Genomic DNA, 13,184 nt, shown 5'->3' on the forward strand with positions numbered 1-13,184 from the left:
CGTGTAGTCGCTTCAAAACGCGTTCGCAGGCCCAGAAACCTGCACATAAGGACCTCCCAAAGCCCAGCCATTTAGGCTTGAGGCCGCTTATGCTCCGGTTTCTAACCGGGCCTGTTCACGCTCTGCCTGTTTGCCTATTGTCAATGTTCGGATTATGGCGCAAAATAGTCTGGTTGAGGTTTTTTTAATGAGGTAAATTGATGATTGTTATTCAGCGTCTGATCAAAGATCGGGTCCTGCAGATCACCGCCTTGTTGGTCGTCATAAGTCTGTTCATTGGCCGGCCAAAAGCAAGCGACATAAGTTTTGCCACATTATGGTCAATTCTCGCCATGATGACGGTGATTCAAATCTTCGAGCACCTACATATTCTTGATTACTGGGCCTATCGACTGACTTCCCGGGCGAAAAACACGCGACAGTTAACGTGGTGGTTTCTTTTTCTTGCGATTTTTGCCAGCATGTTTCTTTCAAATGACGTGACCGTCTTGACCTTGGTGCCGCTCTATCTGCGGGTTGCCAAGAAGTATCAGTTACCCGAGATTCTCCCGGTAACCTTGATTGGCATGGCCGCCAACTTTGGAAGCGCCTTCACACCATTTGGCAATACCCACAATATCTTTCTGATGCACCAATTTCAAATTGACTTGCGCCAGTTCTTCGGCTGGTCAATTCCGTTACTTGCCGTTAGCTTTTTAGTGTTAGTATTGCTAAGCCTTTTCTTGCGTAATGTGCCTGTCCCGAATGTCCCAGCTGAGCACATCCATATTCAAATGCGGCCGACCATGTTTGCCATTGCCGTTGCGTGTGTCGTCTTCGCTGGGGTCATTGGTCTTGTTCCTGCTTGGTTAGGGGCTGTTTTGGCGATTGCCTTATCCTTAGCACTGGACCCTAAAGATATGCGAGACGTTGATTACGCGGTGGTCTTAACGTTTGCTGGCTTTTTCATTATTGTCAGCGTCGTTGGCCAGATTCCATGGGTAATACACTTCCTTGCTGGTTTAGAAAACTCAGAGGAATCTGTTTATCTTAGTGGTGTTTTCACCAGTCAGGTTATTTCCAACGTCCCGTCTACAGTGCTGCTGGCACGCTTTACAGGTTATGTCGAGGCTTTATTCTATGGATCGAACATCGGCGGTGTTGGGACACTCGTTGGTTCAATGGCTAACTTGCTTGTCTTCAAGCAATACATGATTTATGGTAACCTGCCCCATACTCGTTTTTTTGTCGGCTTTACGATTTTTAACTTAATTGGTTTGATTTTGTTGGGTTGTGCCGGTTACTGGTTGACGGTTCGTTAAGCAGCAATAACCTACCTCGAAAAAGTCAGCCAATTCGACATGCTTCGTTAAAAATCAGGTCATGACAGTAGTCAAATATTACATAACACCGGTAATGTATGCGTTTTCATTGCTTTTCTCCGGCAACGTGCTAGAATTAGGATTTGCTAAAAGGAACAGCGACATTCGAAGCGAACCACCGCGACAGGTTATTTATGGACCTGTCGCACTTTGTTTGTACATCAGTTGAGCCGTTCTATAATGCGTCTGCCAATGAAGCAAGCTGTCTATCTGCCTCCTGATGTGATGATCAAATTTTAATCATCACATCAGGAGGTGTTGGCACCTTGTCCGCTAAAGATATTGGTTGACGCTCGCTCTTAGGAGGATGTATTTATGAAGCGCAGGACGTTGTTTTCGATCATCGTCATCACGCTGACCGCAGGATTTTTTACCTTATTTTACGGTATGCATAGTACTTGGACAGATACCCGGTCAGCGCAGGCCGTTCAAGCCGCTACCGACCAAGTCAATGATTTGTTCAAGGATCAATCGCATCAATTACCTTCAGACCAGCTAAATAAGCAGGCTATAGCAGCTGCCGAGACCAAATTACAACAGGCTCGTCAGAAGGCCAATGATGCAGACCACGCTGCCGCACTTGCCAGCGCTCAAGCCGATGTTGATGCCGCTAAACATATGCTGATTGTTAAAGATGCTGTCACTCAAAATTCAACAAAACTGGATGAGCTAAAAACGTTGTCAGATGAGTCGCAGCAAGCATTAACCGAGCTTGCCAAACAGAAACCGACATTTGTCCAAACCTATCAGGAACGGGTGGCACAACTGTCTGATCAAGAAGCGGCTGTCGCGAAAATCGCCAGTCTTTTTAGTGACACTGATTTCAAGACTCCTAAGCCAAATCTGAGCTCGGCACAAGTACAGGCTGCATTGGCTGCCGTTGAAAAATTGGACAATAAACAATTCGCCGACCAAGTTATGCCGCTAATCAGTACCGCTCAAGATGCCACTGCCGGAGAAGACAGTCGTGACACCGAACCGTCAGCATCGTCAGTACTGCCTAGCTCCGCCGATAGTAGTCAGCCATCTGTTGCAGACAGCAGTAGTCAGGCTAGCTCATCTACCGCTAGCAGCAGTGAATCGGAGCAAAGTCAGGCATCTAGCTCAACCTCGACAGCAACTTCTTCATCTAGCCAGAATCCGTAATTTTTTGGATCACTAACCGATACTCAGGCACGCGTTGTCTGTCAAAAAAATGACGATACCGCACACATGCAGACTTGTGCGGATCGTCATTTTTTATTGGCCACCGCTAAAAGTCAGTGCCAATTAATTTGCTGTTTTCGTCTTGGCCAATTGCGGCACTAACTGGGTCAAATAGTCGATAAAGCTCAAGTAATCAGCAATGACCACATTTTCGTTGGGACCATGGGCGGCAGAATGGGCATTGCCAATGCCGCATGAAATAATCGGTGCGTGATTGATATCATAAAAGTACTTCATCGGTCCGCTGCCTGGAGAGTTCAGCTCAACTTGAACATCATCATCCCCATAAGTCGTACGCGCCAGTTGCAAAGCCGTCTGAACACGTGGATCGTCAGGATCGGTTCTAAATGGCGGCTCGCCTAGGAAGTCAGACACCATCACATCGTCATAACCGCCAGCCATCAACGCTTCTTTGACTAGCCGGACGGTCTCTGCCGGTGTCTGATCTGGCACCAAGCGCAGATCAAGCTTCGCCAGCGCGGTGTGCGGCAAAATGGTCTTGCCAATGCCGGGACCCTCATAGCCGCTGGATAACCCGTTGATGGTCATACTTGGCCGATTATAAAGGGCCGCCTTAATGTCATCAGCTGGCCCCGTTGCCGGGCGGGTAATGCCGTAGTTCTTAGCAAACGCTGCATAGTCAAAGGCGGCGTCTTGAATTAACAGCTTTTGAGTAGCTGTCAGCGGCTTGACGACATCAAGAAAATGCGGAATCGTAATCTCATCCTTTGCATTTTTCAATGTTGCTAGAGCCTGAACCAACCGCCATGCCGGATTTTCTGTGATCGCCCCTAAACTAGAATGAAGATCAAAATCTGCCGTTTTAACGCTCAGCTGAAACGCGACGCCACCTTTCACGCCAAGCGATATTTGAAACTTGCCTTGCTCATTTCGACCGCCAGATTCCCATAGGCAGAAGTCAGCGGCTAACAGATCAGCATATTGCGCTAACAGGTGATCTAGATTTGGACTGCCTTGTTCTTCTGCCCCTTCAACCAAGAACTTAATGGTACAAGGAAGACTGCCTTGCGCTTGCAGGCGCTGAAGTGCTGCCAAGCGTGCCGCCAGTTCACCTTTATCGTCATTTATCCCCCGAGCGTACAGATGGGTGTCGGTCATTTTCAACTGAAAGGGATCACTTTGCCATAAGGCTAGTGGTTCAACTGGTTGAACATCGTAATGATTGTAGAACAAGATTGTGGGGGCATCTGCTGTCTGCGCCGGAAAAACCGCGTACACAGCTGGGTTGGTGCGGTCTGTGTGCAAGATGCGGCTTGTTGTTGCGCCCAGCTTGGTAAACTGGGTTCGTAGAAATTCGGCGGTTTCTGGAATTTCATTTTCCTCTGCTAAAGAGACGGAATGAAACTGTAAATACTTCGTTAGAAAATCCTGCATGGGTATTGTCATTTTTCGACCTGCTTTCTTTTGTCACTATTTGAAGTAAGCGTGCCGGTATTCCGCCGGTTGTAACATGCTGTAGTGAAGCCCGCCAACCTTAGTATTGATCAGCCGACTATTAGCACTTTGGAAAACGGGAATGTATCCCGCAACATCAATAACCCGCGCATTAGCGGCCAATTCTTCCTGATAACGTGCCTTCGCGCTTTGGCCATTGGTGTTATTTACTTTAGCCATCAAGGCAGTGAACTGGATATCACTGAACTTAGAAAAGTTTGAAATGTTAGTGGCTGTGGCGGTATTGAGATAGTCGGATGGGTCTTGAATCGTTGAGTTCCAGCTCATCAGTACGGCATCAAACTTACCATCAAGTGAGCGTTGAATTCGGGTCATTTTTGGCAAGCTGCTGACGGTAACTTTTAACTGCGGTAGAACCTTGGTGAGCTGACTTTGGATGTACTCGCCAACTTGTTTATCGGTGTCAACATCTGAGGTCAGAATCGCAAAACTGATGCTGTCGGTATGCAATTCTTTCAAGGCCGCTTTGAGATAAGCCTTGGCTTTAGTTGGTGAATAAGTCAGTGGTGTGTCAGCATCTGCGGTGAAATCTTTGCCAGTTGATGGATTCGTGGCTAAGCCTTGCGGAACAAAGGCTTTAGCAGGCTTGGAGCCGTCCTGCAACACTTTAGTTGTCATGGCTTGACGATCTAACGCCGCAGAGACAGCTCGCCGCAAATTAACATTGTTGAGCTGTGGGTTCTTGGTATTGAATTGCAGATAATTCATGTTGGCCGCCACTGTTTTGGTCAACGCAGGATTTTTGGCTTCTTTTTGGATTAAGTTGCCCGACAACGGTGCATCATCGAGCTTGCCCGTTGCAAAAAGGTTATCGATCGTGCTGGAATCCTTCAAAACCGTCACATGAACTTTAGCGATTTTGACAGCCTTTTTGGCAAAATATTCGGGATCTTTCACATAGTCCCAGCTATCACTCGTGGTATTAAAGTTTTTAATTTTATATGCGCCATTGGTCACGATTTTATCCGCGCTCGTTCCGAATTGCTTGCCATACCGTTTCACAGCGGCTTCATTAGTCGGATAATAGCCAGTCATCTGACTAGCAAAATAGGGGGTTGGCTGGCTGAGCTGAATTTTGAGTACATATTTGCTTGGTGCCGAAACACCTAATGTATCAGGGGATTTCTTGCCAGCAACAATGTCCTGATAGTTAGCAATCGCATCGTATTGATATGCAAATTCGGTTTTCGTCTTAGGATCAACGATGCGCCTCAAGGAGTAAACAAAATCTTTGGCTGTTACCGGGGTACCATCACTCCACTTCACATCTTTGCGCAGCGTCAACGTATATGTTTTCCCGCCATCAGTTGGTTTGACAACCTTTGTCGCCATCGCCGGAATGATCTTCCCGTCCTTATCATGGTCGTAAAGCGGCGTCATAATTTGTTCCAAAATACCGCCGCTGGTTGCATCAACGGCATGCGCCGGATCAAGTGAACTGGCCTCTGTGCTGACGGCAACGTTTAGCGTACGCTGGGTCGTTGCAGCCTTGGTTTGCTGTCCGCATGCAGCAAGTAGTGCGGTGATCCCGAATAAGCCTAAACCCAAGAAAACATGCTTTTTCATTTTTGTGCACCTCGTTTGGTTGATTTGTGTCGCGTGCTGCCATCAAGCATGTTTTGCTTGATGGACTAGCTTCCATAACGCGCTCGCCAGCCCAGAAACCGGGCTGACTCGCGCTCACAAAAAAAGCCGTCCATAACAAACATCTTGTTAAGGACGGTTTCCCGCGGTGCCACCTTAGTTTGATCAAAGAGACTGCGCCTGTGTGCCTGTGTGATGGTAGCATCTGGCAGTGTTTGATCACGCTTAGCCCGAGGCCAACACCCCGGCGACAACTGACGTATGTCAACACGTTTCCCCGTACTCGAAAAACTTTCGGGGGAACCCTCAGTGGTCCATTTACTGACCTGCGTTCGGCCGGACTCGCAGCATCGCCGGCTCTCTGTACGTGCACAATCAGCTTGATCTCCACTTCAAAGGTTTGCATGAACGGTTATTTGATTGACTCAAACACTAACCGAATACCTGCATGGTTGTCAAGCATCCACCGATTAAATAACGGGAAACGCTTCGCGAGGCTTATAAAATAACGGCTTTTCATTTCCTCAAAAAGTGTAGTCATGCTGATCCAGCAAATTTTGGCATCAAGAGCATTCAGTTCGGATTATCAGGAAAAAACTAAAGAGCATGAAAAAAGGTGCAAGTTCATTCTCATTTTTGAATGAACTTGCACCTTTTTAGTAAACCCCTTATATTACAAATACATTAATGTGTAACAAAAAGAAGTTGTTTCGTGACCTGTTTGCAATGGTCTTGTTAAGTCCGGCCCGTATCATTAGGATATTGGAGGTGCCATCAATGAAGCGAAAACATATTTTCCAAATCTTGATCGTAACCCTGCTTGCAGGTTACTTAACCGTTTTTTACGGGATGCGGAATACGATCGATACCTCATTTGAACAACACGCCGTCCAAGCGGCAACGCAACAAATCAGCCAACTATACTCGTCATCCAAGCGAACTTTCCCTGCGAAACACTTATCACGATCCATGGTGACCGCAGCTCAGGCCAAGGTCAACCAATTAGTTCATAACGTGGAAAATCGCGATCAAAAGAAAATTGTCGCCAAGGACAAACGGGATGCTGACGCTGCCAGTAAAATGCTAACGATTCAAGAGGCAACTAACGCCCAGAGTAGTAATCTGGCGCAGATCGAATCGGAAGGTACCCGAGCCAGTGCAGCCTATAAGGCCATTGTCGCAATCAAACCGGCATTTGCAGCTGACTATCAGCAAGCTGTCACACAACTTTACAAGAAATCTTTAGCGATTGCGCAGATCAAAAAACTTTATAACGACCAGAATTTACAGCACCCAAAGGCCGATCTGAGCAGCAGTAACATTGACCTAGCCATCAACGCCATTGAAAATGTCGAAAATCAGGACTTTGCCAAAAACGTGTTGCCATTGGTCCAAGTAGCGAAGAAATCACAAGCTAACAATGATACGACCGTGGCAATGGAATCGACAGACACATCTTCAACCAAGCAAACCGCAACTACTGGTCGGCAAAATCAGCAAGACACTGGTGAACCAGCTAACGGCGTGTCTGGGAATCACGCGACAACTGCAGGTCAAGCTTCTGATCAAACAAGTCAACCGAGCCAGAAAGCTCCGAGTCAACCGACTACTTCACCGAGTGGGACAAGTTCAAGCACCGACAATAATGCTGGTGCAAGTGCTTCCTCGTCAATATCAGCATCAGCCAACAAAGCAGAGCCCATGACGGCCGTTTTGAGCGGCGGTTTGTATAAAACCTATGACGATGCAGTTGCATCCATCAAAATCCAAGGCAAAGCCGTTGATGACATGACGATCAGGTCTGTCACAATGAGCGACGGTTCCTTTCAGTGGACTTGGGGACCAAACGGCGACAGTGGTAGCAGTAGTTCAAAACCAAGTTCCTCTGCGCCATCTTCTTCCAATCCCACAGGGCAAGATGCAAACAAAAACAGTCAACCGCAGCATTAGACCTTTGCTACTTTCAAAAATCGCTGATAATGGCCTCTTCACCCACCATCATCGGCGTTTCGCTACGTTATCATATGATTCAAACAACGTTTAAGTCTCACAAAAGACCCGCATCAGTTCGACAGCTACGTCGAATTGATGCGGGTCTTTGGGTTTTCTACTAGTTGATCTGCTGAATCTGTTCACGTTCAGCAGTTGCCCGGACAGGATCCACAAGTGCCTGCCGATGCAAGCCATTGCGCGCTCGCAGAGCATAGAGAATCGTCACGGTATCGACAACTTCTTGCAGCATTGCGCCAATAATTGTTGGAATGACACCGAAGCTGGCGATTAACATCAAACCTGTACAAATCGCAATGCCGATGAGGACCGCTTGCTTGGCAATGACCATGGTTTCCTTAGCAATTAAAGTGGCCGCAGCAACTTTCGCCAAATCGTCGCGCAGAACCACGGCATCAGCCGATTCGCTTGCCGCGGTTGCCCCATGTGCACCCATTGCAATGCCGACATCAGCAATCGCCAATGAAGGTGCATCATTGACACCATCACCAACCATCACAACTGGCCGGCCATCCTTAGGGACGTTATCCAAAACTTCAATCTTCTGTTGTGGCAATTGTTCCGCATAGACTTGGTCAATGCCGACCTGTGCCGCCACTTTATCAGCGATTGACTGCTGATCGCCAGAAATCATAATCAGCTTAGCATCATTTAATTCGTGCAGTTTCGTCATCGTTTCTTTTGCTTCTGGACGAATCTGATCGGAAAATGTGATCGCACCTGCGTACTGGCCATCAACATTCACATACACGGCAGTCGTATCAACCGTAGCCTTCGTCCCAGCAAACTCGGCTTTACCGACCTTGACTTTGCGGCCATCCACCGTGGCATTAACGCCAAAGCTAGTTGTTTCCGACACATCTGTCGCTGGCAGCCGATCAGCTGTCGGCACAGCATCTGTCAGTGAACGCGCCAAAATATGAGTCGATTGACCTTCCGCACTTGCGGCTAGCTTCAAAAGCTGATCCTGTGAGAAACCGGCTTGTGGCAAAATCGTCGCAACTTTTAAAATACCGCGTGTCACGGTGCCGGTTTTATCAAAGGCAAAGGTTTTAGCATCACTTAACTTTTCTAGCGTAGTCCCTGACTTGACAATGATCCCGTTGCGGCTATTACGACTCATGCCGGAGACCATCGCAATTGGCGCGGCCAGAATCAGCGGACAAGGCGAGGCCACAACCAATACCTGTGCAAAACGAACTGGGTCGCCAGAGAAGAACCAGCCAAGACCCGCAATCACATAAGCAATCAACGTAAACGGTACCGCATAACGATCAGCCATCCGAACAAAATGTGCTGGTCGCGCTTCGGATTCCTTAACCAGTTTAATAATCCCTTGATACTGACTATCTTCAGCCCGTTGCGTGACCTTAACAGTTAGGGCAGCGTCACCATTGACGGTCCCAGACATAATGTCACTACCTGCGTTTTTGGCAACCGGTTTAGATTCACCCGTCAAACTGGCTTCATCCACCAAACTCTCACCTGCCAAAACCGTACCATCAACTGGCACGACTTCCTGCGGCTTAACCAAAATCGTTTCGCCAACTTGGACGGCCTCAACTTCAACATCTTCAACGTGTCCATCAACCATACGATGCGCGGTTGTCGGTGCATTTTCGAGTAATTGCTTTAATTCACTGCTTGCTTTTGTTGCTGCGTAGCTTTCAAGCGCATCGCCACCAGTCAGCATCAATAACACGATCATCGCAGCCCAATACTGGCCAACCGCCAAGGTGGCAACAACCGCCGTAATGGCAAGCAAGTCAACACCGAAGTTACCAGAACGAATTGTCTTCACCATGCCCCAGAACATAATTAAAGCAATGATTGACCCCATCACCGTGATCAGCCCTTGCGCGATCAATGGTTGCTTTAAACCGAAAGCAAAGACTAGCGCAATGGCACTTACAGCAAGCACCATCATTAATTGCCAGTTCTTTTTCATCACTGCCACTCCCTTTTTCTAAGTACCCCAATTATAACCATTACAATCTGAAAGCACAACCTTTTTTAGAACGAATATAATCTGTCCCACTTAGATGCTCGACATTCATGGTTTCTATTAATTGAGCCATGGCTAAACTCTTCTACCGAAAATTAACTCAAGTGTCCATCATCCCCAACCAGAATCTTAAACCGGCAATGATTGACCCCGTTAATTTTATGGCTTCCCTAATATTCACTTCATATTATACGCTTCTCATATGATAAGGCTCACATAACTTGCTTTTTTAACAAAATAAAAGACCGCACCATTAAAATCGGTACGGTCTCTCGTATATAAATGAAGCTAGGCAAATAATTCGTAGATCAATCAATGTTGATCTGATGATTGCCCTTTTGGTCGCTTGTCATTTTTGGCAGATCGATCGTCAGGACACCATCATTGACCTTGGCGCTGATCTGACCTTCATTGACATTTGGCAGCCGATAACTACGACTCATGCGGCCATAGCTACGTTCTGACATTAACATGTTACCGTCGTTGTCAGCATGATCAGCCTGCTCCTCATGTTTAACGGCAATGCTGAGCACATCACGATCGTAACTCAGACTGATATTTTGCTTCTCAATGCCAGGCACATCAACTTTCACAACATACGCCTGATCGTTTTCCTGAATATCAGTCTTTAGAACCCGACTGCGATCAACATTTGCTGGTGTCAAGCTGTCAAAAAGATGACGACCCAAATCGTTAAAGAAAGGATCGCTCAGCCAATCATTACGACGCATCAAATCATTAGCCATATTCGAATACTTCCTTTCATATCGAAGGCGTTTCATGTCTTCCCTACAACACCTTTAGTATACCACAAAAATTAGCACTCGCAAACGTCGAGTCCTAATTTTGTGGTCCTATTCAATGACTGGTTGATGCAAAAAGTGACTTAATAGCCCAGAGCTACCTTAGCAAATTTTGCTGCCCAGTTTTGTCATGTCATCCCGACGTTGTGCATCATTTTGTGGTAAGGCAGCGTCCTTATTCAAGGTCACAGCCCCATCAAGAATGCCGCTGTCATCACGCAGAGCCAACGATGCGTTTTTGAAATCAAGTGTCAGACCACTGCCGAAATAATCCGTTTCTGGGTCACCCGTTGTCAGTTTGAAACCAGCTTCGTTGTCCAGTGGCAGCGCATAATCTTGATCATCCTCATCGGCAACCACTAACTGATATTTATTTCCAATGGCACAAGAACCGCCAAGTTTGGAATATTTGCTTGAGCCGTCATCCAGTGCCAAGAATAACCGTTGATCCTGATTGACATGATCCTTCAAGTAAGTGACTGCTGCTGGTTTGATTGAGATTTGCATCCGAACCATCCTCTCTATTGAGTTGTGCACAACCTTTTACCTTCTTTATCGTACTCACATTTCCAAATGAAGTCAAATTCCGAGTTTTTCGCAACGACCAACAGGTTATCCACACGTCTTATCCACATGTTCATAACTTCATACGCCAAATATAGTATTAAGTATTCGAATTGACACCAAATAGGCGATTTAAAAAATTCAAGCAAAAAATTTTTTAAAAAGAAGTCATCCACAGTTTTTGATCGTTCGATTTCACAAACTTCAGCTCACGCATCCCGTTCCAGCCGCTGGGAACAAACGTTTTGTCACAAGTTAAAAAAGTTTATCCACAGGTTATCCCCAAGTCAGTGAATAACTTAGTCACACCCCAGAATCTTAGTTATGAACAGTATCCACAGAGTTATCCACAGGTAAAGCATCAACTTTAGGTAAAAGTTACCCACTCTTGACAAATCTTTTTCTTGAACTTTTCCACAGGTTGGCCCCTTGAATTTTCGGATAAAAGCTCAAAACTGCAGAGAAACCGCTTGCCACTAACTTCGCAAGTGCATCAAAAAATCCTCGAGCCAGAAACGAACATTTTCTGACTCAAGGATTATCTATTTGTGTGATTTAGTTCTTAAGGTCGCTTGTCGTTTGCGACAGCTTCACAGAGACTGTCTGCTGTTCTCCGGCACGATACAAAGTTAATTTAATCGTGTCGCCAACCTTGTGCTTGTATAGCTGTGTATGCAAGGCTGCTGTGTTTGAGGTGCTTACCCCATCAAGGGCCGTGATCACATCATACTGCTTCAAACCAGCAGATTTAGCACTGCTGCCGCTGGTAAAGCCAGCAACCACAACACCATCCGTCACACTAGCAGGCAACTTCAGAACCGATTTCTGCTGTGTTGCAGAAACAGTGGATAAGTCACGAACTTCGATGCCAAGCGCTGGTCGAACCACTTTCCCGTTAGCAACGAGTTGATTGATGATTGAAACGACTTCATCACTTGGAATTGCGAAGCCCATGCCTTCAATGGTGGCATTACTGCCAGTGTTGCCGGATAATTTCATAGAGTTAATACCGACGACTTGCCCTGAAAGATTAATCAGCGGACCACCGGAATTCCCAGAATTAATCGCTGCATCCGTTTGAATAACCGTTGCCTGGCCTGTTGTGTTACCACTGTCATCAGTGACATCCACTGTCCGACTCTTTGCGCTGACAATCCCTTTCGTCACACTTGTCGCGTATTGGGAACCGAGCGGAGAACCAATCGCTAAGACAGTTTGACCGGTAGCAATCTTGCTAGAATCTCCGAAGCTGGCTACTGTATTGACCTTGCTACCATCAATTGTCAGCACTGCCAAGTCAGACGTCGAGTCCGTGCCAACAAGACTGGCCGTTAGTTTCGTACCATCGCTCAAAATGACTTCCAACTTATCTGAACCACTAACAACATGGTTATTCGTCACGATATAAGCTTTGCCATCTTTCTTTTGATAAATGACACCCGATCCTTCACTGGCCTCTTGAAGACTGGACGAACTGCTCTGCGAACTACTACTGCTTTGACTGTCTTGTCCAAAAATACCTTCGAGACCGCCAAATGTGTCTAGACCATCACTGTTGCTCTCGGCTTTTTGCATATTCACAACGGAAACGACAGCGCCTTTAACCTTCGCAAAGGCTTGTTCCGATGCACTGTTTTCATTAACAGAAACGTTGGAAATCTTGGTCGTACCGGCTTTCCCTGACGTATCGGTTACACCGAGACTTTGACTGTGGTTGATTGCCAAATAGGCAGTCCCGCCGCCAACACCGCCACCTATCAAGGCTGCCACAACAGCAACAATCGCAATCTGCCTCCAGCCACTATTCTTAGGCTTTTTTGGTGCCCGCTGTGGCTGTTGCTCGTTTTGTGGTGTCTCTTGAAAGTTATGACTTCCATTATCCATAACGGAATTCCTCCTTTAAACGCGCTCGTTTGCCCAGAAACTGACTCATAAGACCTAGCCGTTTGGCTGAGGCCGCTGATACATTGGTTTTTACCTGGACTAGTTCGCGCTCTATGGGCAGTTCTAACTCGCCCTGATTACATTTATAATTGTAAGGGGCAATTTTGACGAAATTATGAACAATCTCGGGATTTTTTAATACAGTCTCAGACCCGCGGTATCGCGATATTAGTTCGTGGGGTTGCTTATTTTTTGCACCATCAATAAAAAATGAAAGGCAGTGAATATGCG

Annotated in this window: 9 protein-coding genes; 3 read left to right on the forward strand and 6 right to left on the reverse strand. The window is 46.6% G+C overall.

The window, feature by feature from the left end; all coding sequences use genetic code 11:
• Window positions 1–200: 200 nt before the first annotated feature.
• Both LBPC_RS14145 and LBPC_RS14150 read left to right on the forward strand, forming a co-directional pair.
• Entirely contained in the window at window positions 201–1,301 is a 1,101-nt protein-coding gene (locus LBPC_RS14145; RefSeq protein ID WP_003662431.1) for an SLC13 family permease, read from the forward strand.
• A 375-nt stretch (window positions 1,302–1,676) separates the two neighbouring features.
• Complete coding sequence (locus LBPC_RS14150; protein ID WP_003662430.1) at window positions 1,677–2,507, forward strand: hypothetical protein; 831 nt, start codon at window positions 1,677–1,679, stop codon at window positions 2,505–2,507.
• A 123-nt stretch (window positions 2,508–2,630) separates the two neighbouring features.
• On the opposite strand, the gene LBPC_RS14155 is transcribed toward LBPC_RS14150, so the two are convergent.
• Together LBPC_RS14155 and LBPC_RS14160 are read right to left on the reverse strand one after the other, a co-directional pair.
• Window positions 2,631–3,974 carry a M20 family metallopeptidase gene (locus LBPC_RS14155; RefSeq protein WP_003662429.1) on the reverse strand — a complete coding sequence of 448 codons (1,344 nt, stop codon included), beginning with the start codon at window positions 3,972–3,974 and terminating at the stop codon, window positions 2,631–2,633.
• A 24-nt stretch (window positions 3,975–3,998) separates the two neighbouring features.
• Window positions 3,999–5,609, reverse strand: a complete 1,611-nt coding sequence (locus LBPC_RS14160) for a peptide ABC transporter substrate-binding protein (RefSeq protein ID WP_003662428.1) — start codon at window positions 5,607–5,609, stop codon at window positions 3,999–4,001.
• A gap of 795 nt (window positions 5,610–6,404) precedes the next feature.
• On the opposite strand from LBPC_RS14160, the gene LBPC_RS14165 reads away from it, so the two are divergent.
• Window positions 6,405–7,577: a hypothetical protein gene (locus LBPC_RS14165; protein ID WP_032781149.1), complete on the forward strand. Its 1,173-nt coding sequence runs from the start codon at window positions 6,405–6,407 to the stop codon at window positions 7,575–7,577.
• Window positions 7,578–7,737: 160 nt separating this feature from the next.
• On the opposite strand, the gene LBPC_RS14170 is transcribed toward LBPC_RS14165, so the two are convergent.
• The 4 genes from LBPC_RS14170 to LBPC_RS14185 form a co-directional block, all read right to left on the reverse strand.
• Complete coding sequence (locus LBPC_RS14170; protein WP_003577000.1) at window positions 7,738–9,585, reverse strand: heavy metal translocating P-type ATPase; 1,848 nt, start codon at window positions 9,583–9,585, stop codon at window positions 7,738–7,740.
• Window positions 9,586–9,950: 365 nt separating this feature from the next.
• Window positions 9,951–10,388, reverse strand: coding sequence for an Hsp20/alpha crystallin family protein (locus LBPC_RS14175; protein WP_003571862.1), 438 nt, complete (start codon window positions 10,386–10,388; stop codon window positions 9,951–9,953).
• 159 nt (window positions 10,389–10,547) lie between these two features.
• A complete protein-coding gene (locus LBPC_RS14180; protein ID WP_016376159.1) occupies window positions 10,548–10,952 on the reverse strand; it encodes an iron-sulfur cluster biosynthesis family protein in 405 nt (134 codons plus the stop codon).
• A gap of 612 nt (window positions 10,953–11,564) precedes the next feature.
• Window positions 11,565–12,893, reverse strand: a complete 1,329-nt coding sequence (locus LBPC_RS14185) for a S1C family serine protease (RefSeq protein ID WP_003662420.1) — start codon at window positions 12,891–12,893, stop codon at window positions 11,565–11,567.
• Between the last annotated feature and the right edge of the window lie 291 nt (window positions 12,894–13,184).

This window comes from Lacticaseibacillus paracasei subsp. paracasei, assembly GCF_000829035.1.
GTDB classification, from domain to species: domain Bacteria; phylum Bacillota; class Bacilli; order Lactobacillales; family Lactobacillaceae; genus Lacticaseibacillus; species Lacticaseibacillus paracasei.

Coding starts and splice junctions, on each gene's coding strand:
- LBPC_RS14160 (WP_003662428.1), bottom strand. CDS start 5,609: ATGAAAAAGCATGTTTTCTTGGGTTTAGGCTTATTCGGGATCACCGCA.
- LBPC_RS14180 (WP_016376159.1), bottom strand. CDS start 10,952: ATGCAAATCTCAATCAAACCAGCAGCAGTCACTTACTTGAAGGATCAT.
- LBPC_RS14170 (WP_003577000.1), bottom strand. CDS start 9,585: ATGAAAAAGAACTGGCAATTAATGATGGTGCTTGCTGTAAGTGCCATT.
- LBPC_RS14150 (WP_003662430.1), top strand. CDS start 1,677: ATGAAGCGCAGGACGTTGTTTTCGATCATCGTCATCACGCTGACCGCA.
- LBPC_RS14175 (WP_003571862.1), bottom strand. CDS start 10,388: ATGGCTAATGATTTGATGCGTCGTAATGATTGGCTGAGCGATCCTTTC.
- LBPC_RS14145 (WP_003662431.1), top strand. CDS start 201: ATGATTGTTATTCAGCGTCTGATCAAAGATCGGGTCCTGCAGATCACC.
- LBPC_RS14165 (WP_032781149.1), top strand. CDS start 6,405: ATGAAGCGAAAACATATTTTCCAAATCTTGATCGTAACCCTGCTTGCA.
- LBPC_RS14155 (WP_003662429.1), bottom strand. CDS start 3,974: ATGACAATACCCATGCAGGATTTTCTAACGAAGTATTTACAGTTTCAT.
- LBPC_RS14185 (WP_003662420.1), bottom strand. CDS start 12,893: ATGGATAATGGAAGTCATAACTTTCAAGAGACACCACAAAACGAGCAA.